Source organism: Lelliottia sp. AC1 (assembly GCF_023278595.1).
GTDB classification, from domain to species: domain Bacteria; phylum Pseudomonadota; class Gammaproteobacteria; order Enterobacterales; family Enterobacteriaceae; genus Enterobacter; species Enterobacter nimipressuralis.
Map to the genome: position 1 here is coordinate 294,102 of NZ_CP025699.1, position 24,291 is coordinate 318,392.

Here is a 24,291-nt window from a genome sequence, read left to right on the forward strand (position 1 = left end):
GGGTTGTCATGCCAATGGCATTGCCCGGTAGCTAAATGCGGAAAAGATAAGTGCTGAAAGCATCTAAGCACGAAACTTGCCCCGAGATGAGTTCTCCCTGACNCNTTNAGNGTCCTGAAGGAACGTTGAAGACTACGACGTTGATAGGCTGGGTGTGTAAGTGCAGCGATGTATTGAGCTAACCAGTACTAATGAACCGTGAGGCTTAACCTTACAACGCCGAAGATGTTTTGGCGAAGCAGAGACAGTCGATTTTCAGCTGATACAGATTAATTNATNCGCAGGAATGCGTGTTGATACAGAATTTGCCTGGCGGCTTTAGCGCGGTGGTCCCACCTGACCCCATGCCGAACTCAGAAGTGAAACGCCGTAGCGCCGATGGTAGTGTGGGGTCTCCCCATGTGAGAGTAGGGAACTGCCAGGCATTAATTAAGTGAAGAGGCCATCCGCAAGGATGGCCTCTTTGCGTTTTTGTCCTTTCTTGTTTATGCCTCTGTTTCCCTCCGTGAAAATTTCTCACCTTCCTCTTACAGACTCGACATTCGCACGATTCCTGGGTATTGTCAGCTATCTGGATGTCTAAACGTTTATACGTATGCTGTGAGGATATAAGGTTATGCCGATTAGGGTGCAGGACGAGCTGCCAGCCGTTAATTTCTTGCGTGAAGAGAATGTCTTTGTGATGAAGGCCTCGCGCGCGACAGGTCAGGAAATTCGTCCACTTAAGGTTCTCATCCTCAACCTGATGCCCAAAAAGATTGAGACGGAAAACCAGTTCCTGCGCTTGCTCTCCAACTCCCCGCTACAGGTGGACATCCAGCTGCTGCGCGTCGATGCCCGTGAATCGCGCAACACACCGTCCGAGCATCTGAATAACTTCTACTGCAACTTCGAAGATATCCGCAACGATAACTTCGATGGTCTGATCGTCACGGGTGCACCGCTGGGCCTGGTTGAGTTCAACGACGTGGCCTACTGGCCGCAGATCAAGCAGGTACTCGAGTGGGCCAAAGATCACGTCACCTCAACGCTCTTTGTCTGTTGGGCGGTACAAGCGGCACTGAATATTCTCTACGGCATCCCGAAGCAAACCCGCACGGAAAAGCTGTCTGGCGTCTACGAACACCACATTCTCCATCCTCATGCGTTGCTGACGCGAGGTTTTGACGACTCTTTCCTCGCACCTCACTCGCGCTACGCAGATTTCCCGGCCGCGCTGATTCGTGATTACACGGATCTCGAGATCCTGGCCGAAACGGAAGATGGCGACGCCTATCTGTTCGCCAGCAAAGACAAACGTATCGCCTTTGTGACGGGACATCCGGAATACGATGCGCATACCCTGGCCAGCGAATTTTTCCGCGATGTGGAAGCGGGGTTAACCCCGGAAGTGCCGTACAACTATTTCCCGAAAAACGATCCGCAAAACACGCCACGAGCAACCTGGCGCAGCCATGGCAATTTGCTGTTTACTAACTGGCTCAACTATTACGTCTATCAGATCACGCCATACGATCTGCGCCACATGAATCCGACGTTAGATTAATCCTCTGCGCAGAACGATCCTAAAGCGTTTCAGCATTCCAGATCAGGCACCTTCGGGTGCCTTTTTTATTTCCGAAAAACCCTTCATCCGTTAAATAATTTTTAATCTCTTCCTAATCAATAAGATAAGAACAATATTTAATTAAAATGGAAATTGTTTTTGATTTTAGAAAAATAATGGATAGTCTTAAATCTGCTGAGCGAAAACCACACAACGATCTTTCGCTCGCAGTGGGGGACGCATTTTTGGATCTTTGATGAGGAGCAGAGAAATGAATCAACAGGCAACGACTACCGATGAACTGACGTTTAACCAGCCCTATGGTGAGCTGGAACAGCAGGTTCTGACGCCAGACGCCGTCGAGTTTTTGGCTGAGCTGGTGACGCGCTTTGCACCGAAGCGCAATAAACTGCTGGCGGCTCGTATTCAGCAACAGCAGGACATCGATAACGGTAAGCTTCCAGACTTCATTTCGGAAACTGCTTCCATTCGTAACTCAACCTGGAAAATCCGTGGTATTCCGCAGGATTTACAGGATCGTCGTGTCGAAATCACCGGTCCGGTTGAGCGTAAAATGGTGATTAACGCTATGAATGCCAATGTAAAAGTGTTCATGGCTGACTTCGAAGATTCACTGGCGCCAGACTGGCGTAAAGTGATCGAGGGGCAAATTAACCTGCGCGATGCGGTCAATGGCACTATCAGCTACACCAATGAAGCCGGAAAAATCTATCAGCTGAAACCCAATCCGGCCGTCCTGATTTGCCGTGTGCGCGGCCTGCATCTGCCTGAAAAACACGTTACATGGCGCAACGAAGCCATTCCCGGCAGCCTGTTTGATTTTGCGCTCTACTTCTTCCACAACCATAAAAGCCTGCTGGCAAAAGGGAGTGGCCCTTATTTCTACCTGCCAAAAACGCAGTCATGGCAGGAAGCGGCCTGGTGGAGCGAGGTATTCAGCTACGCGGAAGATCGTTTCAATCTGCCGCGCGGCACCATCAAAGCCACCCTGCTGATCGAAACGCTGCCGGCAGTGTTCCAGATGGATGAAATCCTGCACGCCCTGCGCGACCACATCGTCGGCCTGAATTGTGGGCGCTGGGATTACATCTTCAGCTACATCAAAACCCTGAAAAATCATCCAGACCGCGTGCTGCCCGATCGCCAGGCGGTCACTATGGACAAGCCTTTCCTGAGTGCCTACTCACGCCTGCTGATCAAGACCTGCCATAAACGCGGCGCGTTCGCGATGGGGGGGATGGCGGCCTTTATTCCGAGCAAAGACGCCGAGCGCAATAATCAGGTGCTGACCAAAGTGAAGGCGGATAAAGAGCTGGAAGCCCGCAACGGCCACGATGGCACCTGGGTTGCTCACCCGGGCCTGGCGGACACGGCGATGGAGGTCTTCAACAGTGTGCTGGGTGAGAACAAAAATCAGCTTTTCGTTACCCGCGAAGACGACGCACCTGTCTCAGCTGAAGAGCTGCTGATGCCGTGCGAGGGCGAGCGAACTGAAGCAGGCATGCGCGCCAATATTCGCGTTGCGGTGCAGTACATCGAAGCATGGATCTCGGGCAATGGCTGCGTCCCGATTTACGGCCTGATGGAAGATGCCGCCACGGCGGAGATCTCCCGAACCTCCATCTGGCAGTGGATCCACCACCAGAAAGCGCTCAGTAACGGCAAACCGGTCACTAAATCCCTGTTCCGCCAGATGCTTGCGGAAGAGATGCGGGTGATTCAGGACGAGCTGGGCGAACACCGCTTCAGCAGTGGCCGTTTTGACGATGCCGCGCGCTTGATGGAGCAAATCACGACGTCTGAAGAATTAATCGACTTCCTTACTTTGCCCGGCTATCGCCTGCTGGCCTAACTACCCAGGCTATTTTGTTCGCCATTTTGGCCCAGGCAGTGCTCTGAATCCCTTTGGTTCTAGCGCTGGCCGTGACCAAACTGCCTTCACCAATAACGCCTGGGAAGCCAGGACGATAATATGGAGCATCTGCACATGAAAACCCGTACCCAACAAATCGAAGAAATACAAAAAGAGTGGACTCAACCGCGCTGGGAAGGCATCAACCGCCCGTACAGCGCAGAGGAAGTGGTGAAACTGCGCGGTTCGGTCAACCCGGAATGCACGCTGGCGCAGCTCGGTGCCGCAAAAATGTGGCGTCTGCTGCACGGCGAATCGAAAAAAGGGTATATCAACAGCCTCGGTGCGTTGACCGGTGGCCAGGCATTGCAACAGGCGAAAGCGGGGATTGAAGCGGTCTATCTCTCCGGCTGGCAGGTGGCGGCCGACGCTAACCTGGCCTCCAGCATGTATCCGGATCAGTCGCTCTATCCGGCCAACTCCGTACCCTCGGTGGTCGATCGGATCAATAACACTTTCCGTCGTGCGGATCAGATCCAGTGGGCGTCCGGCATTGAGCCAAACGATCCGCGTTTCGTGGATTACTTCCTGCCTATCGTGGCAGATGCCGAAGCAGGTTTTGGCGGCGTACTTAATGCGTTTGAGTTGATGAAATCAATGATTGAAGCCGGTGCAGCGGCGGTCCACTTTGAAGATCAGCTCGCGTCCGTGAAGAAGTGCGGCCATATGGGCGGCAAAGTGCTGGTGCCGACGCAAGAAGCGATCCAGAAACTGGTCGCCGCGCGTCTGGCGGCGGATGTTCTGGGCGTGCCGACCCTGGTTATCGCCCGTACCGATGCGGATGCGGCGGATCTGATTACCTCTGACTGCGACCCTTACGACAGCGAATTCATTACCGGTGAGCGCACCAGCGAAGGGTTCTACCGTACGCATGCGGGTATCGAGCAGGCTATCAGCCGCGGTCTGGCCTACGCCCCGTATGCCGACCTGGTGTGGTGCGAAACTTCCACGCCGGACCTGGCGCTGGCAAAACGCTTTGCCGATGCAATCCATGCTAAATATCCAGGCAAACTGCTGGCGTACAACTGCTCGCCGTCGTTCAACTGGCAGAAGAATCTGGATGATAAAACCATCGCCAGCTTCCAGCAGCAGCTCTCTGAGATGGGCTACAAATACCAGTTCATCACCCTCGCGGGTATCCACAGCATGTGGTTCAACATGTTCGATCTGGCCCACGCCTACGCACAGGGTGAGGGCATGAAGCACTACGTGGAAAAAGTGCAGCAGCCAGAGTTTGCGGCCAGCAAAGAGGGCTACACCTTCGCCTCTCACCAGCAGGAAGTGGGCACAGGCTATTTCGATAACGTCACGACGATCATTCAGGGCGGCGCCTCATCGGTTACGGCGTTGACCGGTTCGACTGAAGAATCACAGTTCTGATGTTTTCCCCCTCTCCCCGCTGGGGAGAGGGCCGGGATGAGGGGAGCCTATGTCGCGTGGCCTGGAGTTACTGATTGCACAAACCATCCTGCAGGGCTTCGACGCGCAGTATGGCCGTTTTCTGGAAGTGACTTCAGGCGCGCAGCAGCGCTTCGAACACGCCGACTGGCACGCCGTACAGCAGGCGATGAAACAGCGTATCCATCTTTACGATCATCACGTGGGTCTGGTGGTCGAGCAGTTGCGCTGCATCACCGATGGTAAAAGCCCCGACGCCGATTTTCTGCTCCGCGTAAAAGAGCACTACACCCATCTGTTGCCGGATTACCCGCGCTTCGAGATTGCGGAGAGCTTTTTCAACTCCGTCTATTGCCGGTTATTTGACCACCGCTCGTTATCTCCTGAGCGGTTATTTATTTTCAGCTCTCAGCCTGAGCGTCGCTTTCGCACCATCCCGCGCCCGCTGGCGAAGGATTTCTTCCCCGAACATGGCTGGGAAAGTCTGTTAAGCAAAATGCTCTCGGATTTACCGCTGCGTTTGCCATGGCAAAACAAGACGCGCGACGTGGGCTATATCATCGCCCATCTGACGGACGCTTTCGGCACCGACGTTTTACAACGCAGCCATTTACAGGTGGCTAACGAACTGTTTTTCCGCAATAAAGCCGCCTGGCTGGTCGGGAAGTTGCTCACCCCCACGGCCACCATTCCCTTTCTGTTGCCGATCCATCGTACGGATGACGGCGAGCTTTTTGTCGACGCCTGCCTGACAACCAGCGCCGAGGCGAGCATTGTCTTCGGTTTCGCCCGCTCCTATTTCATGGTTTATGCGCCACACCCCGCCGCGTTGGTGGAGTGGCTGCGCGAGCTGCTGCCGGTCAAAACCACCGCTGAGCTGTATATGGCGATTGGCTGCCAGAAGCACGCGAAAACTGAGAGCTATCGCGAATACCTGCACTACATCAGCAGTAGCGACGAGCAGTTCATCGAAGCGCCCGGAATCCGCGGGATGGTGATGCTGGTCTTCACGCTGCCGGGTTTTGATCGTGTGTTTAAGGTCATCAAAGATAAATTCGCGCCGCAGAAAGAGATGACGGCGGCGCACGTTCGCGCCTGCTATCAGCTGGTCAAAGAGCACGACCGCGTGGGGCGCATGGCCGACACTCAGGAGTTCGAAAACTTTGTGCTGGATAAACGGCAGATCGCGCCAGCGCTAATGACCCTGCTGATGCAGGAAGCGCCGGGCAAAATCACCGATCTGGGCGATAAGATTGCCATCAGCCATCTTTACATCGAACGCCGAATGGTTCCGCTTAATATCTGGCTGGAGCAGGTGGACGGCCAGGCGCTGCGTGATGCGATTGAAGAGTACGGCAACGCGATCCGCCAGCTCGCAGCGGCCAATATTTTTCCCGGCGATATGCTGTTTAAAAACTTTGGCGTGACGCGCCACGGGCGGGTGGTGTTCTACGATTACGATGAAATCTGCTACATGACCGAGGTAAATTTCCGCGATATCCCGGCTGCGCGCTATCCGGAAGATGAACTGGCCAGCGAGCCGTGGTACAGCGTCTCGCCGGGCGATGTCTTCCCGGAGGAGTTTCGCCACTGGCTCTGTGCCGACCCGCGCATCGGGCCGTTATTTGCAGAGATGCACGAGGATCTGTTCCACGCCGACTACTGGCGCGGTCTGCAAACGCGCATCAAAAATGGTTACGTTGAAGATGTGTACGCCTACCGCAGGCGGCAGCGTTTTAGCGTGCGGTGGTCAATGTAGTGTTTCCCCTCTCTTAACGGGAGAGGGGAGCAGGCCGCATTCAAGGTTAGCGAATCCCACCATACGCCAGCGTCACTTCCTTCGCCGCTTTGATGACCAGCGCCCCCAGCTCGGTGACGCGGTCATCGGTCACGCGCGAGATCGGCCCAGAAATGGAGATTGCGGCGAACGGTTCGCGGTGCTCATCAAAAATACACGCCGCGATACAGCGCAGACCCAGCGCATGTTCTTCATCATCGAACGAATAGCCGCGCTTGCGCGTCTGGGCCAAATCATCTTTCAGATGCAGCGGGGAAACCAGCGTGGCATGCGTATAGGCATGCAGCCCTTTGCGGTGCAGCAGGCCAGTGACTTGTTCCTCGCTGAGCTGCGACAGAAAGGCTTTCCCCGCCCCCGACGCATGCATCGGCAGCTTACCGCCAATGGGTGCGGACATACGCATCAGCTGCGTACACTGCACCTGGTCAATGATAATCGCCTGATGGTCGCTTTGATCGAGCACCGCCAGGTTGACCGTCTCGCCAGAGTCTTCCATCAGTTTGCGCAGGATCGGATGCACAATCGCCAGCAGATTACGGCTCTGCAAAAAGCTGCTGCCGACGATAAACGCATGGGCACCGACGGACCAGTGGCCCAGTTCACCCACCTGACGGACAAAGCCCAACTGCTGCATAGTGCTTAACAGACGGTGCGTGGTGGAGTTCGGCAGACCTGCCTGCTGCGCCAGCTCGGTCAGAGCCACGCTGCTGTGGGATTCCGCGATCCATTCCAGCAGCTTTAATCCGCGTGTGAGCGACTGAACTTGTCCGCCTGGCGGCGCGGTGGTGGCAGCAGGTTTTCTGCCGCGTTTTGCGGGAACGGTAGCGACCATGACGGAATCCTTTTTCTGTATCGTGGAAATCATTTTCGTTTTATTTGGTGAATTTGCAACCGTTATCCTGACTGATCGGAGGAGTGATAGTGAACATGTCTCATGTTAACGCTGCGTGACTTCTCCACCCTGCGAGATTATGCCAGTATGGACTGCTGGCCTTTTGGCCTTGTTGAGCGTTGTCGGGAGCGAGTGTGAGCAGCAAAGTAGATCAACTGCGTGCGCAGTTAAATGAACGAATTCTGGTGCTGGACGGTGGCATGGGCACCATGATCCAGAGCTATCGTCTGAGTGAAGACGATTTTCGCGGCGAGCGTTTCGCCGACTGGCCTTGCGACCTGAAAGGCAATAATGACCTGCTGGTGCTGAGTAAACCGGATGTCATCGCGGCCATTCATAACGCCTATTTTGAGGCGGGCGCGGACATCGTCGAAACCAATACCTTCAACTCGACAACCATCGCCATGGCGGATTACCAGATGGAATCCCTGTCGGCAGAAATCAATTTTGAGGCCGCCAGGCTGGCGCGCGCCTGCGCCGATGCATGGACGGCCCGCACGCCGGACAAACCGCGCTACGTCGCCGGGGTGCTTGGCCCCACCAACCGTACCGCCTCTATTTCACCGGATGTGAACGATCCGGCCTTCCGTAACGTGACTTTTGATCAGCTGGTCGAAGCCTATCGTGAATCCACCAAAGCGCTGGTGGAAGGGGGCTGCGATCTGATCATGATCGAAACGGTGTTCGACACGCTCAACGCGAAAGCTGCGATTTTTGCGGTGAAGGAAGAGATGGAAGCGCTGGGCGTCGATCTGCCGATTATGGTCTCGGGCACCATTACGGATGCCTCCGGGCGCACCCTTTCCGGTCAGACGACGGAAGCGTTTTACAACTCCCTGCGCCACGCGGATGCCCTCACGTTTGGCCTCAACTGTGCCCTCGGCCCGGATGAACTGCGCCAGTACGTGCAGGAACTCTCCCGCATCGCCGAGTGCTACGTCACGGCGCACCCGAACGCCGGCCTGCCAAATGCCTTTGGCGAATACGATCTCGATGCAACGACGATGGCCGCGCAAATTCGGGAGTGGGCAGAGTCAGGTTTCCTGAACATCGTCGGCGGCTGCTGCGGCACCACGCCGGAACATATCGCTGCCATGAGCAATGCCGTCGCAGGCTTGCCGCCGCGCCCGTTACCGACGCTGCCGGTGGCCTGTCGTCTGGCGGGCCTTGAACCGCTGACCATCGCTGATGACAGCCTGTTTGTGAACGTCGGTGAACGTACTAACGTCACCGGTTCCGCTAAGTTCAAGCGGTTAATCAAAGAAGAAAAATACAGCGAAGCGCTGGACGTTGCCCGCCAGCAGGTGGAAAGCGGCGCGCAGATCATCGATATCAACATGGACGAAGGGATGCTCGACGCCGAAGCGGCGATGGTGCGTTTCCTGAATCTGATTGCCGGTGAGCCGGACATTGCCCGCGTGCCGATCATGATTGACTCCTCAAAGTGGGACGTCATCGAAAAAGGGCTGAAGTGCATTCAGGGCAAAGGCATCGTCAACTCTATCTCGATGAAAGAGGGCGTGGAGCCGTTCATTCATCACGCAAAACGGGTGCGCCGCTATGGCGCGGCCGTGGTGGTGATGGCATTTGACGAAGTCGGCCAGGCCGATACCCGCGAACGCAAGATTGAGATTTGCCGCCGCGCGTACAAGATCCTGACGGAAGAGGTCGGTTTCCCGCCAGAAGACATCATTTTCGACCCCAATATCTTTGCCGTCGCGACGGGTATCGAAGAGCACAACAACTACGCACAGGACTTTATCGGCGCCTGCGAGGATATCAAACGCGAGCTGCCGCATGCGCTGATCTCCGGCGGTGTCTCCAACGTTTCATTCTCGTTCCGCGGTAACGATCCGGTTCGTGAAGCCATTCACGCCGTGTTCCTCTACTACGCCATTCGTAACGGCATGGACATGGGGATCGTCAACGCCGGACAGCTGGCGATTTATGACGACCTGCCCGCCGAGCTGCGCGACGCCGTGGAAGACGTAATCCTCAACCGCCGCGACGACTCCACTGAACGGATGCTGGAGCTGGCGGAGAAATATCGCGGCAGTAAAAGCGACGAAAGCGCCCAGGTTCAGCAGGCCGAGTGGCGCTCGTGGGACGTGAAAAAGCGTCTGGAATACTCGCTGGTCAAAGGCATTACCGAATTTATCGAGCTGGATACCGAAGAGGCCCGCCAGCTCTCCGCTCGCCCGATTGAGGTGATCGAAGGGCCGCTGATGGACGGGATGAATGTGGTCGGCGACCTGTTTGGCGAGGGCAAAATGTTCCTGCCGCAGGTGGTCAAATCCGCGCGCGTCATGAAACAGGCGGTGGCCTATCTCGAACCCTACATTGAGGCCAGCAAAGAAAAAGGGCAGACCAACGGCAAGATGGTGATCGCCACCGTCAAAGGCGACGTCCACGATATCGGCAAAAATATCGTCGGCGTGGTGCTGCAGTGCAATAACTACGAAATCATCGACCTCGGCGTGATGGTTCCGGCAGACAAAATTCTCAAAACCGCGCGCGAAGTGAATGCGGATTTAATCGGCCTTTCCGGGCTTATCACGCCTTCGCTGGACGAAATGGTCAACGTGGCGAAGGAGATGGAGCGCCAGGGCTTTACCATTCCGCTGCTGATTGGCGGTGCGACGACCTCAAAAGCGCACACTGCGGTGAAAATCGAGCAGAACTACAGCGGGCCGACGGTCTACGTACAGAACGCCTCACGCACCGTGGGGGTGGTGTCGGCCTTGCTCTCTGCGACTCAGCGTGATGATTTTGTCGCGAAAACCCGCAAAGAGTACGACACCGTTCGTATCCAGCATGGCCGCAAAAAACCGCGCACTCCGCCAGTGACGCTGGCCGCCGCGCGGGAAAACGATCTGGCCTTCGACTGGGCAAGTTACACACCGCCGGTGGCGCATCGCCTGGGCGTGCAGGCGGTCACGGCGAACATCGAAACCCTGCGTAATTACATCGACTGGACGCCGTTCTTCATGACCTGGTCGCTGGCGGGAAAATACCCGCGCATTCTTGAAGATGAGGTGGTCGGTGAAGAGGCGCAGCGCCTCTTTAAAGACGCCAACGATCTTCTCGACCAGCTCAGCGCTGAAAAGAGCCTCAATCCGCGCGGCGTCGTGGGGCTGTTCCCGGCGAACCGCGTCGGGGATGACATCGAAATTTATCGCGATGAAACCCGTACTAACGTGCTGGCGGTGAGCCGTCATCTGCGCCAGCAAACCGAGAAGGTCGGGTTTGCCAACTACTGCCTGGCCGATTTCGTTGCGCCAAAACTCAGCGGCAAAGCGGACTACATCGGCGCGTTCGCCGTTACCGGCGGACTGGAAGAGGATGCTCTCGCCGAGGCTTACGAAGCACAGCACGATGACTACAACAAAATCATGGTGAAAGCGATTGCTGACCGCCTGGCAGAAGCCTTCGCTGAATACCTGCATGAGCGGGTGCGTAAAGTCCACTGGGGTTACGCGGCAAATGAAAACCTCAGCAACGAGGAGCTGATTCGCGAGAACTACCAGGGGATTCGTCCGGCGCCAGGCTATCCGGCCTGTCCGGAGCACACGGAAAAGGGCACCATCTGGCAGTTGCTGGATGTGGAAACCCATACGGGCATGAAGCTTACCGAATCCTACGCCATGTGGCCGGGCGCGTCCGTCTCGGGCTGGTATTTCAGCCATCCTGACAGCAAATACTACGCGGTGGCGCAAATCCAGCGCGATCAGGTGGAAGACTATGCCCTGCGCAAAGGGATGAGTGTCTCAGAAGTAGAACGCTGGCTGGCCCCGAATCTGGGCTACGACGCTGATTAACGTCACTTTTCCTTACAACTAACAGGGCGCTCATCGGGCGCCCTGTCTCTTTATTGCGTTTAAACCCTTATACTTAAGCAAGCTCAGCCTCATCGTAGGCCGGATAAGCTACGCGCTATCCGGCGTTTCAGGCATAGGCTTCAGGAATCGATAACAATAAGGAGAACCCACTTCCGTGCTGACGTTGTTACACCTGCTATCGGCCGTCGCCCTGCTGGTCTGGGGCACGCACATTGTTCGTACCGGCGTGATGCGCGTCTTTGGCGCGCGCTTACGCACCGTCCTCAGCCGCAGCGTTGAGAAGAAGCCGCTCGCCTTCTGCGCGGGGATCGGCGTCACCGCCCTCGTGCAAAGCAGTAATGCCACCACCATGCTCGTCACATCGTTTGTGGCGCAAGATCTGGTGGCGCTGACACCGGCGCTGGTGATTGTACTGGGTGCCGACGTCGGGACCGCGCTGATGGCGCGTATCCTGACCTTCGATCTCTCCTGGCTGTCACCGCTGCTGATCTTCATCGGCGTCATCTTCTTCCTTGGCCGTAAACAGACCCGCGAAGGACAGCTGGGGCGCGTGGGGATTGGTCTCGGGCTGATTCTGCTGGCGCTGGAGCTGATCGTGCAGGCGGTTACGCCGATCACCCAGGCCAACGGTGTGCAGGTGATTTTCGCCTCGCTGACGGGCGACATCATGCTCGACGCGCTGATTGGCGCGGTGTTTGCCATCATCAGTTACTCCAGTCTGGCGGCCGTGCTGTTGACTGCCACCCTGACCACCGCAGGGGCGATCTCCTTCCCGGTGGCGCTGTGCCTGGTGATCGGCGCGAACCTCGGCTCGGGTCTGCTGGCGATGCTCAACAATAGCGGCGCAAATGCTGCGGCCCGTCGCGTGGCGCTGGGGAGTTTGCTCTTTAAGCTGGTGGGCAGCCTGATAATCCTGCCGTTTGTTCATCCGCTGGCGAATCTGATGGATAACCTGCCGCTGCCGAAAGCTGAGCTGGTGATCTACTTCCACGTCTTCTACAACCTGGTGCGCTGTCTGGCGATGGTGCCGTTCGCCGGTCCAATGGCGCGGTTCTGCAAACGCATGATCCGCGATGAGCCTGAGCTGGACGCCCGCTTGAAGCCGAAGCACCTCGACACCTCGGCGCTGGATACCCCGGCGCTGGCGCTGGCCAATGCTGCCCGCGAAACCCTGCGTATGGGCGACGCGATGGAAACCATGCTGGATGGACTGAAGAAAGTAATGCACGGCGAGCCTCGCGAGGAGAAAGAGCTGCGCAAACTGGCCGATGATATCAACGTGCTTTACACCGCCATCAAACTCTATCTTGCGCGTATGCCGCAAGACGAGCTGGCGGAAGAGGAATCCCGCCGCTGGGCCGAGATCATCGAGATGTCCCTCAACCTTGAGCAGGCATCCGATATCGTCGAGCGTATGGGCAGTGAGATCGCCGACAAATCGCTGGCCGCCCGTCGGGCGTTTTCGCTGGAAGGGGTTGCTGAACTGGATGCGCTGCACGATCAATTACTCAGTAACCTGCAGCTGGCCATGTCGGTCTTCTTCTCCGGCGACGTGCCCAGCGCTCGCCGTTTGCGCCGCAATAAGCATCGCTTCCGCATCCTCAACCGCCGATACTCCCACGCACACGTTGACCGTCTGCATCAGCAAAACGTGCAAAGTATCGAAACCAGCTCCCTGCACCTGGGGCTGCTTGGCGACATGAAACGTCTCAACTCCCTGTTCTGCTCGGTGGCCTACAGCGTCATGGAACAGCCGGATGAAGATGATGAAAGGGATGAGTATTAATCGTGCGCACTTTTAATCGTTAAAGAGAGACCCAGCGCTTGCATGACCGTTAACGTGGTTTTGAGCGTTGGGTTGCCTTTATCGCTGAATGAACGATAGAGTTGTTCACGAGATAAACCCGTCTGAGCGGCTATTTGGCTCATCCCCTTTGCCCGGGCAATGACACCCAACGCTTTTGCTATATAAGCGGCGTCTCCGGTTTCAAATGCATCAGCCATAAACACAGCGATTTCATCATCATCGACAAGCGCACTGGCGGGATCGTACAGCGTAAATTTATTCATGGCTTATAAACTCATTGGGTTCAAGCGATCTGGCAAACCGTTGGCTAAACGAAAAAGGCGTGCGGCAATGAGCGTCTTGAGCCTTTTATCTTTTAGGTTTTGCTCCCAGCTGCGGAAAGAGGGTGTCTGAACGATTTCCTTCATACTACTCCATGTATTTTTTAAACTACATCCCGAATGAACTCATGGCGTGAAATTAGAAGAAAATCGTCATCTGATAAATGGCCGAAACGCAGATCCTGAAGCCGCCTCGCAAGGCGGAAAAGTGAAAGTCAGTTTTTACCGGCTAATCTTTTTACCAGCCCAAACCTAAGGTATATTTCGCCCATTAAGGAGAAATTATGCTGCCCACCCAATCAACCCGATTAAACAAATACATTAGCGAGAGCGGAATCTGCTCGCGTCGCGAGGCTGATCGTTACATCGAGCAAGGTAACGTTTTCCTGAACGGTAAACGCGCCACCATTGGCGATCAGGTGGTGCCTGGCGACGTGGTAAAAGTGAATGGTCAGCTGATCGAACCAAGAGACGAAGAAGATCTGGTCTTTATCGCGTTGAACAAACCGGTGGGTATTGTCAGCACCACGGAAGATGGCGAGCGGGATAACATCGTTGATTTCGTCAACCACAGCAGCCGCATCTTCCCGATTGGGCGTCTGGACAAAGACTCGCAGGGGCTGATTTTTCTCACCAACCATGGCGATCTGGTGAACAAAATCCTGCGCGCCGGTAACGACCATGAGAAAGAGTATCTGGTCACGGTCAACAAGCCGGTTACGGATGATTTTATTCGCGGTATGGGCGCGGGCGTGCCGATTCTCGGTACCGTCACGAAGAAGTGCAAAGTCAAAAAAGAGGCACCGTTCACCTTCCGCATTACCCTGGTGCAGGGGCTAAACCGTCAAATCCGTCGTATGTGTGAGCACTTTGGTTTTGAGGTCACGAAACTGGAGCGAACGCGCATCATGAACGTCAGCCTCTCCGGAATTCCGCAGGGCGAATGGCGCGATCTGACAGGCGATGAGCTGATTGAGCTGTTTAAGCTGATAGAAGGTTCGTCTTCCGAGGCGAAGCCGAAAGCCAAAGCAAAACCGAAAACGCAGGGGATTAAACGGCCTGTCGTCAGTGCGCCAAAATCCGCAGAAAAAGAGCGCAACAAGCCTGCCGGGAAGCGTTTCGTGCAGCCGGGCCGTAAAAAGAAAGGGCGCTAAATTAGCGCCTTCCACGGGGTGAGGTGTTCGCAGACCACGAGAACGTGGATTCCGTATCCGGTTTATAAGCCTGCGCTTTTTTAAGTTTGCGGGCTTTTTTTGCTTCAACTTCACGCTGGGCCATCAGTTTATCGATGTACTCTTTTTTCACCTGATTGGTTTCAGCGTTTGTCAGAGTACGACCATGTGCAATCCGTGCGCGATCGAGCAGGGTTTTCAGCTCGCGCTGCTCGCTTTCCGTCATGTCTTTCTGGGTCAATCTCGGTGTGGACATACCTGAAGCCTCTTGAGAGTAGAGGCTTCAGTGTAAAGCAAGCCGGGGTTTGCGCGAAGTGAATTAGTTTTCTTTCACCACTTCTTTTTTCGCTGGCTCTGCAATCGGTTTTCCTGACCAGTAGCCCGCCAGCAGCGAGCCGGACAGGTTATGCCATACGGAGAACAGTGCGCCAGGCAGGGCCGCGAGCGGAGAGAAGTAGATCTTACCGAGCGCTGCCGCGAGGCCTGAGTTCTGCATCCCAACTTCAATCGCCAGCGTGCGGCAGGTCGATTCATCAAAGCCAAACAGTTTCCCTCCCCAGTATCCGCCCAGCAGACCAATGGTGTTATGCAGGATCACCGCGATAATCACCACAAAACCGACCGAGGCGATGTGCGAGGCAGAGCCGGCGACCACAGCGCTGATGATCGCCAGGATGCAGACCATCGAAAAAGCAGGCAGGTAAGGTTCCACGGCTTTGACGACGCGTGGGAGCAGGTGGTGAATGGCAAGACCGAGCGCAATCGGAATCACCACGATTTGCAGGATGGAGAGCAGCATCCCCATCACATCCACCTGAATATGCGCATCCACATACAAACGCGTCAGCAGCGGTGTGGCGATAACGCCCACCAGCGTCGAGACGGATGAGATGGTCACCGACAGCGCCACGTCGCCTTTGGCCAGATAGATCATCACATTCGAAGCCGTACCGCTGGCGACGCTTCCCACCAGCACCATACCGGCGGACAAATCCGGTGGCATCTTGAAAGCCAGCGCCAGCAGCCAGGCGGCCAGCGGCATCACCAGATAATGCAGGAAAATCCCCGCCGCGACCGGTGCCGGGCGCGACAGCACGCGTTTAAAGTCGTCGATTTTCAGATGCACACCCATGCCGAGCATGATCAGCATCAGCAGCGTGGTGACCCACGGGCCGACAGGGGTAAAAGTCGATGGCGTGTAATAGGCGAGAACAGAGAGCAGCAGTGCCCATAACGGGAACAGCCGCGTGATAGCGGATAACATAGTGAATTCCTTGCGATGACGTTGTGTTATTTAGTTATAAAAAAGCCGGGTTCGAGCCCGGCTATAGGTAATGTTTATCGTGCTAAGGAATATTATTCAAACAAATTATGATGAAGTTTTTGCACGACCTGCTCGGCTTCATGACCCGGTACCAGGAAGCACAGGTTATAGCTCGATGCGCCGTAGCAAATCATGCGGATATTGAACGGATCCAGCACGCCAAAGACCTCTTTGCCCACGCCGCAGGCGCGTGACAGCTGGTTGCCGATAATCGCGACCAGCGCCAGATCCTCTTCGACTTCAACGCGGCACAGAGCGGAAAGCTCCATCAGCAGCGATTGCGTCAGCAGAGTATCGCCCGTCGACGTCGAGCCGGTGGTGTCCAGCGTCAGCGCAATGCTCACTTCGGAAGTGGTGATCAGATCCACCGAGATATTGTGGCGCGCCAGAATCCCGAACACTTCCGCCAGGAAACCGCGAGAGTGCAGCATATTCAGACTATGCAGCGTCACCAGCGTTTGCTTGCGGCGCAACGCCAGGGCGCGGAACAGCGGTGGATTCTCAGTGCTTTTACACACCAGCGTCCCGCCTGCTTTAGGATCTTTGCTCGACCCGACAAACACCGGAATATCGCTGCGTACGGCAGGCAGCAGGGTGGCCGGGTGCAGCACTTTCGCGCCAAAGGTCGCCATTTCGGCAGCCTCTTCAAAGGCGATAACATCAATACGTTTTGCGGCAGGCACCACGCGCGGGTCGGTGGTGTAGATGCCTGGGACGTCGGTCCAGATATCCACGCGGGAAGCGTACAGCGCTTCGCCAAGCAGCGCAGCCGTGTAGTCGCTGCCGCCACGGCCCAGAGTGGTGGTGCGGCCTTTGGCTTCGCTCCCGATAAAGCCCTGGGTAATGACAATTCCTTCGGCCAGTCGCGGTGCCAGCTGCTGTTTAGACAGCTCGGAAAGGGTCGCGACGTCCGGTTCGGCACGACCGAAGCGGTCACTGGTACGCATCACTTTGCGCACGTCAAACCACTGCGCCAGCACGTCGCGCTCACGCAAGATCTCAACGAACAGCAGGGTGGACATCAGCTCGCCGTGGCTCACCAGTTCGTCGGTCAGCGCCGTCGACGTTGCCAGGGAAGCGGCTTCCGCCAGAGTGGTGATATTTTCGAGCAGGCGTTCGACTTCCTCGCGAATCACCTGAGGGTTCTTCATACGTTCGAGAATATCGAACTGAATTTTGCGCAGCGCATCGAGCTTCACAAAGCGCTCGGTCGCTTCCAGTCCTTCTGACAGGGCCACCAGCAGATTCGTCACGCCAGCCGATGCAGAAAGCACCACCAGGCGGGTCGTCGGATCGGCCAGCACCACGTCGGCGCTGCGGTTCATGGCGTCGTAATCGGCCACACTGGTACCGCCAAATTTGGCGACAACAAAACTCGTCATAACATCCTCGTGTCAGGGAAAGAATAAAGCGACCATGGCACAAGAACGAAACGATGACAGGTGCAGGCGCAAATACCGCCCTATAAATAAAATGTGGGGAGAGTCCTGTCAACGCTGGGATTATGCGGATTTTTCATGGGGGGGTACCCCTCAGTAACAGGACTAATAACAAGCCATTATTTTATCCCTCGTTTTACGGCGATCTGGAGGACATTCCACCGCGATAGGGCTGGCTATAGCGACTATACTTTTGGGACTTTTCACGCCCGTTTGATGCAGACCAGGGCAATGGCATAAAAACCATCACAATTTCCGCGCGCAGGCGCTACAATCGACCGCAGTCACAATTCTCAAATCACAAGAGTATTGCTAATGAAAAATATCAATCCAACGCAGACAACTGCCTGGCAGGCACTACAAAAACACTTCGACGAAATGAAAGACGTCACCATCGCGGACCTGTTCGCGAAAGACGGCGACCGTTTCAGCAAATTCTCCGCAACCTTCGACGATCTGATGCTGGTGGACTTCTCCAAAAACCGTATCACCGAAGAGACGCTGGCAAAACTGCAGGATCTGGCGAAAGAGACCGATCTGGCAGGGGCGATCAAGTCCATGTTCTCCGGCGAGAAGATTAACCGCACCGAAGACCGTGCTGTTCTGCATGTTGCCCTGCGCAACCGTAGCAATACTCCGATTATCGTTGACGGCAAAGATGTGATGCCGGAAGTGAACGCCGTGCTTGAGAAGATGAAAACCTTCTCTGAAGCCATTATCTCCGGCAGCTGGAAAGGCTATACCGGCAAAGCGATCACCGACGTGGTCAACATCGGTATCGGCGGCTCTGACCTCGGCCCCTTCATGGTGACCGAAGCGCTGCGTCCGTACAAAAACCATCTGAACATGCACTTCGTCTCCAACGTCGATGGTACCCACATCGCCGAAGTGCTGAAAAAAGTGAATCCAGAAACCACCCTGTTCCTGGTTGCGTCTAAAACCTTCACCACGCAAGAAACCATGACCAACGCCCACAGCGCGCGCGACTGGTTCCTGGCAACGGCTGGCGATAACAAACACGTGGCGAAACACTTCGCGGCACTCTCTACCAACGGCAAAGCCGTGGGCGAGTTCGGCATTGATACCGCGAACATGTTTGAATTCTGGGACTGGGTCGGTGGCCGTTACTCCCTGTGGTCAGCGATTGGTCTGTCGATCATCCTGTCCGTGGGCTACGACAACTTTGTTGAGCTGCTCTCCGGCGCGCACGCGATGGACAAGCACTTCTCCACCACCCCGGCTGAGAAAAACCTGCCGGTGTTGCTGGCACTGATCGGCATCTGGTACAACAACTTCTTTGGCGCTGAAACCGAAGCGATCCTGCCGTACGATCAGTACATGCACCGCTTCGCGGCGTACTTCCAGCAGGGCAACATGGAATCCAACGGCAAATACGTTGACCGTAACGGCAACGCCGTGGATTACCAGACTGGCCCAATCATCTGGGGTGAGCCGGGCACTAACGGTCAGCATGCGTTCTACCAGCTGATTCACCAGGGCACCAAAATGGTCCCATGCGATTTCATCGCGCCAGCGGTGACCCACAACGCGCTCTCAGACCATCATCAGAAGCTGCTGTCTAACTTCTTCGCACAAACCGAAGCGCTGGCGTTTGGTAAAGCGCGCGACGTGGTTGAGCAAGAATATCGCGATCAGGGTAAAGATCCGGCGACGCTGGACCACGTGGTGCCGTTCAAAGTCTTCGAAGGCAACCGCCCAACCAACTCCATCCTGCTGCGCGAAATCACTCCGTTCAGCCTGGGTGCGTTGATTGCGCTGTATGAGCACAAAATCTTCACGCAGGGCGCGATCCTGAATATCTTCACCTTCGATCAGTGGGGCGTTGAGCTGGGCAAACAGCTGGCTAACCGCATTCTGCCAGAGCTGGGTGATGACAAAGATATTAACAGCCATGACAGTTCAACGAATGGTCTGATTAATCGCTATAAATCCTGGCGCGGATAATTAATATTCCCATAGCAATGCCGGCGAAATGCCGGCATTTTTTTTATCGGATAATTCCGGTTGTCCGTTACCTGGCGCAAATTTCTATTCTGAGTTTAATCCGAAAAGGTCGATTACCCCGCTAATCACTGGGTGTTATTTTAGGAATATACGGAGCCTTTGTGTTTTCGTGTATATTATAAATTGTTGATTTAATATGGTTTTATAAATAGTAAATAGCCGATGCTATTTCCTTTCATCCATTTATCCTAAAACCATCCCCCTATTTCCCCGTTCGGCAATCCCTCTGCTTTAGTTGTGTATACTCGAATCCGCCTGAATTTCTTTTTGGGCAAATCTCCATTCATTCATTGAAGGGAAATTGTTATGAAGAAAGTACTGTATGGCATTTTTGCCATATCTGCGCTTGCGGCGACGTCAGCCTATGCGGCTCCGGTTCAGGTCGGGGAAGCAGCAGGTTCGGCGGCAACGTCTGCGTCTGCGGGGAGTTCTACCGCAACCGCGACCAGCACCGTAGGCTCGGCCGTGGGTGTCGCTCTGGCGGCAACCGGTGGCGGTGATGGCTCCAATACCGGAACCACGACCACCACGACAACAAGCACTCAGTAATAACGGGTGTATTACCATAACCACACTTCGGTGTGGTTATTTCACCCCTTCGGAGAAGAGTCGTGAAGCGACCTGCAATCATTCTGATTTGCCTGCTGTTGCAGGCGTGCTCAGCCACCACCAAAGGGCTGGGAAACTCACTGTGGGACAGCCTGTTCGGCACGCCAGGCGTGCATCTGACGGATGACGATATCCAGAATATGCCTTACGCCAGCCAGTACATGCAGTTAAACGACGGGCCACAGCTGTTTGTGGTGCTCGCTTTCGCCGAAAACGGGCAGCAGAAATGGGTGACGCAGGACCAGGCCACACTCGTGACGCAACATGGGCGTCTGGTGAAAACCCTGCTCGGCGGCGATAACCTGCTTGAGGTGAACAACCTCGCAGAAGACCCGCTTATCAAACCGAATCAGATCGTCGATGGCGCAAGCTGGACGCGCACCATGGGCTGGACGGAGCACAAACAGGTGCGCTACGCCACGGCGCGATCCCTGTTCCGCTGGGATGGCACTGACACCGTGACCGTGGGCAGCGACCAAACTCAGGTGCGCATCCTTGATGAAGAGGTCACGACCGACCAGGCTCGCTGGCATAACCGCTTCTGGGTGGATGACGAAGGGCAGATTCGCCAGTCTCTGCAATACCTTGGCGCGAACTTCTTCCCGGTGAAAGCCACCCTGATCAAGGCGGCGAAACCATGAAAATCATCACATCTGCTGCGCTACTCCTGACACTGACTGCACCGCTGGCGTGGTCGGCGGGCACCGTCAAGGTCTATACCCCCGGGAGTAAAGAGCCGAAAACACTTTCTAACGCTGAACATCTGATTGATCTGGTCGGCCAGCCGCGTCTGGCGAATAGCTGGTGGCCGGGAGCGGTGATCAGCGAGCGTCAGGCCAGCGCGGTTGCCGATCAACAACATAAGGCGTTGCTTGCCCGACTGACGGGTTTGGCAGGGCAAGAAACGGGCGACACGGCTGCCGCGATTAACGCCGTGCGTCAGCAGCTGCAGGCGATAAGCGTAACGGGGCGCCAGCTGATTAATCTCGATCCCGACGAAGTGCGCGTGGCGGAGAAAGGCAATCCGACCCTGGAAGGGGAATACACCCTGTGGATCACACCCCAGCCGACTACCGTGACGGTGATGGGGCTGGTCAGCGCTCCTGGGAAAAAGCCGTTTACGCCGGGGCGCGATCTCGCGAGTTACCTGGATGACCAGAGCCTGCTGGAAGGTGCGGATCGCAGCTATGCGTGGGTGGTTTATCCCGATGGTCGCACGCAAAAAGCCCCGGTAGCGTACTGGAACAAACGCCATATCGAGCCGATGCCGGGCAGCGTGATTTTTGTCGGCTTTGCCGATCACTTCTGGACGAAGGCGTATGACGGGCTGAACACCGACATCCTTCACTCCCTGACGCATCGGATACCGGATTAATGAAAAGAACTTATCTCTACAGCATGCTGGCGCTTTGCGTCAGCGCCGCCTGCCACGCTGAAACCTTTCCCGCGCCCGTCGGGCCGTCGCAGTCAGATTTCGGCGGCGTCGGCTTGCTGCAAACGCCCACGGCACGCATGGCGCGCGAGGGCGAAATCAGCCTTAACTACCGCGATAACGATCAGTACCGCTACTATTCCGCGTCGGTACAGCTCTTCCCGTGGCTCGAAACCACCCTGCGTTACACCGATGTGCGTACCAAACAGTACAGCAGCGTCGAGGCGTTCTCGGGCAACCAGACTTACAAAGACAAAGCCTTCGACGTCAAACTGCGCCTGTGGGAAGAGAGCTACTGGATGCCGCAGGTCTCCGTCGGCGCGCGCGATATCGGCGGTACGGGTCTGTTTGATGCGGAGTACATCGTCGCTAACAAAGCCTGGGGACCGTTCGATTTCTCCCTCGGGATGGGCTGGGGATATCTTGGCACCAGCGGCAACGTGAAAAACCCGTTCTGCTCCTACAGCGACAAATATTGCTATCGCGACAACAGCTATCAGAAAGCCGGTTCGGTCAACGGCGATCAGATGTTCCACGGCCCGGCGTCGCTGTTTGGCGGCGTGGAGTATCAGACGCCATGGCAGCCGCTGCGCCTGAAGCTGGAGTACGAAGGCAACAACTACACGGAAGATTTTGCAGGCAAGATCGAGCAGAAGAGCAAGTTTAACGTCGGCGCCATTTACCGTGTTACCGATTGGGCCGACGTTAACCTCAGCTACGAGCGCGGCAACAACTTCATGTTTGGTGTCACGCTTCGAACCAACTTTAACGATATGCGTCCGTCCTACAACGACAACTCCCGCCCGGCCTATCGACCGCAGCCGCAGGATGCGATCATGCAGCACTCGGTGGTGGCGAATCAGCTGACCCTGCTGAAATACAACGCGGGTCTGGCCGATCCGAAAATCCAGACCAAAGGTGACACGCTGTATGTCACGGGCGAGCAGGTGAAGTATCGCGACTCCCACGAAGGGATCGAACGGGCGAACCGGATCGTGATGAACGATCTGCCGGATGGGATCCGCACGATCCGCGTGACGGAAAACCGACTCAACATGCCGCAGGTGACCACGGAAACGGATGTCGCCAGCCTGAAGCGTCATCTCGAAGGCGAACCGCTGGGCCACGAAACGGAGCTGGTGCAAAAACGTATCGAACCGGTCGTGCCAGAAACCACTGAGCAGGGCTGGTATATCGACAAATCGCGCTTCGATTTCCATATCGACCCGATCCTCAACCAGTCCGTCGGCGGCCCGGAAAACTTCTACATGTATCAGCTGGGCGTGATGGCCACGGCGGATCTGTGGATGACGGATCACCTGCTGACCACCGGCAGCGTGTTTGGCAACATCGCCAACAACTACGACAAATTTAACTACACCAACCCGCCGAGCGACTCGAAGCTGCCGCGCGTGCGTACCCGCGTGCGTGAATATGTGCAGAACGATGTGTATGTGAATAACCTGCAGGCCAACTACTTCCAGTATCTCGGAAATGGCTTCTACGGCCAGGTGTATGGCGGTTATCTGGAAACCATGTACGGCGGCGCGGGGGCAGAAGTGCTCTACCGTCCGGTAGACAGCAACTGGGCGTTCGGCCTGGATGCCAACTACGTGAAACAGCGTGACTGGCGCAGTGCGCAGGACATGATGAAATTCACCGACTACAGCGTCAAAACCGGTCATTTGACCGCCTACTGGACGCCGTCGTTTGCCCAGGACGTGCTGGTGAAAGCCAGCGTCGGACAATATCTGGCGGGGGATAAGGGCGGTACGCTGGAGATTGCGAAGCGCTTCGACAGCGGCGTGGTTGTGGGCGGTTACGCGACGATCACTAACGTGTCGCCGGACGAGTACGGGGAAGGGGACTTCACCAAAGGGGTATATGTTTCTATCCCACTGGATCTCTTCTCGTCAGGCCCAACCCGCAGCCGCGCAGCCATTGGCTGGACGCCGCTGACGCGTGACGGCGGACAGCAGCTTGGACGTAAGTTCCAGCTGTACGACATGACCAGCGACCGTTCCGTTAACTTCCGTTAATGCTGTTTTGCCTGATGGCGCTGCGCGTTTCCGGCCAACGATGTTGTCGGCCCGGTAAGCGTCGCGCCACCGGGCGATTCCTCTGGTTTGCTCCAAACATAAACAAAAAATATAGATCTCTGTCACATTTTTGAGTTATACAGGATCTTCGCTCCAGAGAATGAGGTGCTGTATGACATCCCTGACTCGTCCGCGCGTTGAGTTTATCTCAATGGTCCTCCAGACCGTGCTGAGCCTCGGTCTGTTGAGCCTTGGCCTGATACTGGTCGTCTTTCTCGGCAAAGAGACGGTGCATCTGGCGGATGTGCTGTTCGCCCCTGAACAAACCAGCAAATATGAGCTGGTTGAAGGACTGGTGGTCTACTTTCTCTACTTCGAATTTATCGCCCTGATTGTGAAATACTTTCAGTCTGGCTTTCACTTCCCGCTGCGTTACTTTGTCTATATCGGGATCACCGCGATTGTGCGGCTGATCATCGTCGATCATAAATCCCCCCTTGATGTGCTGATCTACTCGGCGGCGATCCTGCTGTTAGTGATTACCCTCTGGCTGTGTAACTCTAAGCGGCTGAAACGCGAATAAAAAAATGGCGGCCTGAAGGCCGCCAAACAACAGTCACAAGTTTACTCTTCATATTTTACGCTGCTGATGCGTTGGCTGCGTTCGCTCACCCCAGTCACTTACTTTAGTAAGCTCCTGGGATTCACTCACTTGCCG

Annotated in this window: 19 protein-coding genes, 1 rRNA gene and 1 other annotated feature; of the genes, 14 read left to right on the forward strand and 6 right to left on the reverse strand. The window is 55.7% G+C overall.

The window, feature by feature from the left end; all coding sequences use genetic code 11:
• The first annotated feature begins 117 nt into the window (after positions 1-117).
• Positions 118-199 (forward strand) — a sequence feature (23S ribosomal RNA rRNA prediction is too short).
• Between the two features lie 109 nt (positions 200-308).
• From rrf to aceK, 5 genes are all read left to right on the forward strand, one after another.
• A 5S ribosomal RNA gene (rrf, locus tag C0560_RS01385) occupies positions 309-424 on the forward strand.
• A gap of 192 nt (positions 425-616) precedes the next feature.
• A complete protein-coding gene (gene metA, locus C0560_RS01390; protein ID WP_100778090.1) occupies positions 617-1,546 on the forward strand; it encodes a homoserine O-succinyltransferase in 930 nt (309 codons plus the stop codon).
• Positions 1,547-1,817: 271 nt separating this feature from the next.
• Positions 1,818-3,419, forward strand: a complete 1,602-nt coding sequence (gene aceB, locus C0560_RS01395) for a malate synthase A (RefSeq protein ID WP_248859474.1) — start codon at positions 1,818-1,820, stop codon at positions 3,417-3,419.
• A 135-nt stretch (positions 3,420-3,554) separates the two neighbouring features.
• Complete coding sequence (aceA, locus tag C0560_RS01400; protein ID WP_123429917.1) at positions 3,555-4,859, forward strand: isocitrate lyase; 1,305 nt, start codon at positions 3,555-3,557, stop codon at positions 4,857-4,859.
• Positions 4,860-4,908: 49 nt separating this feature from the next.
• On the forward strand, positions 4,909-6,636 hold the full coding sequence (gene aceK, locus C0560_RS01405; RefSeq protein WP_181827165.1) for a bifunctional isocitrate dehydrogenase kinase/phosphatase: 1,728 nt from the start codon (positions 4,909-4,911) through the stop codon (positions 6,634-6,636).
• A gap of 46 nt (positions 6,637-6,682) precedes the next feature.
• Here aceK and iclR read toward each other — a convergent pair whose 3' ends face one another.
• Positions 6,683-7,507 (reverse strand): glyoxylate bypass operon transcriptional repressor IclR, encoded by an 825-nt coding sequence (gene iclR, locus C0560_RS01410; protein ID WP_123429852.1) that lies wholly within the window; start codon positions 7,505-7,507, stop codon positions 6,683-6,685.
• A 194-nt stretch (positions 7,508-7,701) separates the two neighbouring features.
• Between iclR and metH the strand changes: the two genes are divergently transcribed.
• Both metH and C0560_RS01420 read left to right on the forward strand, forming a co-directional pair.
• Complete coding sequence (metH, locus tag C0560_RS01415) at positions 7,702-11,385, forward strand: methionine synthase (protein WP_107702472.1); 3,684 nt, start codon at positions 7,702-7,704, stop codon at positions 11,383-11,385.
• Between the two features lie 175 nt (positions 11,386-11,560).
• Positions 11,561-13,192 (forward strand): Na/Pi cotransporter family protein, encoded by a 1,632-nt coding sequence (locus C0560_RS01420; protein ID WP_100778085.1) that lies wholly within the window; start codon positions 11,561-11,563, stop codon positions 13,190-13,192.
• Here C0560_RS01420 and C0560_RS01425 read toward each other — a convergent pair.
• The gene (locus C0560_RS01425; RefSeq protein ID WP_248859476.1) at positions 13,189-13,476 is read right to left on the reverse strand and encodes an addiction module antidote protein; all 288 of its coding nucleotides are present in this window, start codon (positions 13,474-13,476) and stop codon (positions 13,189-13,191) included. The genes C0560_RS01420 and C0560_RS01425 overlap by 4 nt on opposite strands.
• Positions 13,477-13,479: 3 nt before the next feature.
• A complete protein-coding gene (locus C0560_RS01430; RefSeq protein ID WP_248859478.1) occupies positions 13,480-13,620 on the reverse strand; it encodes a hypothetical protein in 141 nt (46 codons plus the stop codon).
• Between the two features lie 197 nt (positions 13,621-13,817).
• Between C0560_RS01430 and rluF the strand changes: the two genes are divergently transcribed.
• Positions 13,818-14,687: a 23S rRNA pseudouridine(2604) synthase RluF gene (rluF, locus tag C0560_RS01435; RefSeq protein ID WP_100778082.1), complete on the forward strand. Its 870-nt coding sequence runs from the start codon at positions 13,818-13,820 to the stop codon at positions 14,685-14,687.
• Position 14,688: 1 nt separating this feature from the next.
• Here rluF and C0560_RS01440 read toward each other — a convergent pair whose 3' ends face one another.
• From C0560_RS01440 to lysC, 3 genes are all read right to left on the reverse strand, one after another.
• Positions 14,689-14,961 (reverse strand): DUF3811 domain-containing protein, encoded by a 273-nt coding sequence (locus C0560_RS01440; RefSeq protein WP_100778081.1) that lies wholly within the window; start codon positions 14,959-14,961, stop codon positions 14,689-14,691.
• 63 nt (positions 14,962-15,024) lie between these two features.
• Positions 15,025-15,969, reverse strand: a complete 945-nt coding sequence (panS, locus tag C0560_RS01445; protein WP_248859479.1) for a ketopantoate/pantoate/pantothenate transporter PanS — start codon at positions 15,967-15,969, stop codon at positions 15,025-15,027.
• 92 nt (positions 15,970-16,061) lie between these two features.
• Positions 16,062-17,411 (reverse strand): lysine-sensitive aspartokinase 3, encoded by a 1,350-nt coding sequence (lysC, locus tag C0560_RS01450; RefSeq protein ID WP_100778079.1) that lies wholly within the window; start codon positions 17,409-17,411, stop codon positions 16,062-16,064.
• A gap of 372 nt (positions 17,412-17,783) precedes the next feature.
• Between lysC and pgi the strand changes: the two genes are divergently transcribed.
• From pgi to psiE, 6 genes are all read left to right on the forward strand, one after another.
• Positions 17,784-19,433: a glucose-6-phosphate isomerase gene (pgi, locus tag C0560_RS01455; protein ID WP_100778078.1), complete on the forward strand. Its 1,650-nt coding sequence runs from the start codon at positions 17,784-17,786 to the stop codon at positions 19,431-19,433.
• Positions 19,434-19,799: 366 nt separating this feature from the next.
• Complete coding sequence (gene yjbE, locus C0560_RS01460; protein WP_100778077.1) at positions 19,800-20,042, forward strand: exopolysaccharide production protein YjbE; 243 nt, start codon at positions 19,800-19,802, stop codon at positions 20,040-20,042.
• Positions 20,043-20,104: 62 nt separating this feature from the next.
• Entirely contained in the window at positions 20,105-20,743 is a 639-nt protein-coding gene (locus C0560_RS01465) for a YjbF family lipoprotein (protein WP_181827167.1), read from the forward strand.
• A complete protein-coding gene (locus C0560_RS01470) occupies positions 20,740-21,477 on the forward strand; it encodes a capsule biosynthesis GfcC D2 domain-containing protein (RefSeq protein ID WP_102105625.1) in 738 nt (245 codons plus the stop codon). The genes C0560_RS01465 and C0560_RS01470 overlap by 4 nt, the downstream gene beginning before the upstream one ends.
• Positions 21,477-23,573, forward strand: a complete 2,097-nt coding sequence (locus C0560_RS01475) for a YjbH domain-containing protein (protein WP_248859480.1) — start codon at positions 21,477-21,479, stop codon at positions 23,571-23,573. The genes C0560_RS01470 and C0560_RS01475 overlap by 1 nt, the downstream gene beginning before the upstream one ends.
• Positions 23,574-23,745: 172 nt before the next feature.
• The gene (gene psiE / locus C0560_RS01480; RefSeq protein WP_095280319.1) at positions 23,746-24,156 is read left to right on the forward strand and encodes a phosphate-starvation-inducible protein PsiE; all 411 of its coding nucleotides are present in this window, start codon (positions 23,746-23,748) and stop codon (positions 24,154-24,156) included.
• The last annotated feature ends 135 nt before the right edge of the window (positions 24,157-24,291 follow it).

What these genes read in the sequence shown, in the direction of transcription:
- C0560_RS01430 (WP_248859478.1), bottom strand. Translation starts at nt 13,620, where the DNA reads ATGAAGGAAATCGTTCAGACACCCTCTTTCCGCAGCTGGGAGCAAAAC.
- C0560_RS01470 (WP_102105625.1), top strand. Translation starts at nt 20,740, where the DNA reads ATGAAAATCATCACATCTGCTGCGCTACTCCTGACACTGACTGCACCG.
- panS (WP_248859479.1), bottom strand. Translation starts at nt 15,969, where the DNA reads ATGTTATCCGCTATCACGCGGCTGTTCCCGTTATGGGCACTGCTGCTC.
- aceA (WP_123429917.1), top strand. Translation starts at nt 3,555, where the DNA reads ATGAAAACCCGTACCCAACAAATCGAAGAAATACAAAAAGAGTGGACT.
- pgi (WP_100778078.1), top strand. Translation starts at nt 17,784, where the DNA reads ATGAAAAATATCAATCCAACGCAGACAACTGCCTGGCAGGCACTACAA.
- iclR (WP_123429852.1), bottom strand. Translation starts at nt 7,507, where the DNA reads ATGGTCGCTACCGTTCCCGCAAAACGCGGCAGAAAACCTGCTGCCACC.
- aceB (WP_248859474.1), top strand. Translation starts at nt 1,818, where the DNA reads ATGAATCAACAGGCAACGACTACCGATGAACTGACGTTTAACCAGCCC.
- C0560_RS01475 (WP_248859480.1), top strand. Translation starts at nt 21,477, where the DNA reads ATGAAAAGAACTTATCTCTACAGCATGCTGGCGCTTTGCGTCAGCGCC.
- aceK (WP_181827165.1), top strand. Translation starts at nt 4,909, where the DNA reads ATGTCGCGTGGCCTGGAGTTACTGATTGCACAAACCATCCTGCAGGGC.
- lysC (WP_100778079.1), bottom strand. Translation starts at nt 17,411, where the DNA reads ATGACGAGTTTTGTTGTCGCCAAATTTGGCGGTACCAGTGTGGCCGAT.
- metA (WP_100778090.1), top strand. Translation starts at nt 617, where the DNA reads ATGCCGATTAGGGTGCAGGACGAGCTGCCAGCCGTTAATTTCTTGCGT.
- psiE (WP_095280319.1), top strand. Translation starts at nt 23,746, where the DNA reads ATGACATCCCTGACTCGTCCGCGCGTTGAGTTTATCTCAATGGTCCTC.
- yjbE (WP_100778077.1), top strand. Translation starts at nt 19,800, where the DNA reads ATGAAGAAAGTACTGTATGGCATTTTTGCCATATCTGCGCTTGCGGCG.
- rluF (WP_100778082.1), top strand. Translation starts at nt 13,818, where the DNA reads ATGCTGCCCACCCAATCAACCCGATTAAACAAATACATTAGCGAGAGC.
- C0560_RS01440 (WP_100778081.1), bottom strand. Translation starts at nt 14,961, where the DNA reads ATGTCCACACCGAGATTGACCCAGAAAGACATGACGGAAAGCGAGCAG.
- C0560_RS01425 (WP_248859476.1), bottom strand. Translation starts at nt 13,476, where the DNA reads ATGAATAAATTTACGCTGTACGATCCCGCCAGTGCGCTTGTCGATGAT.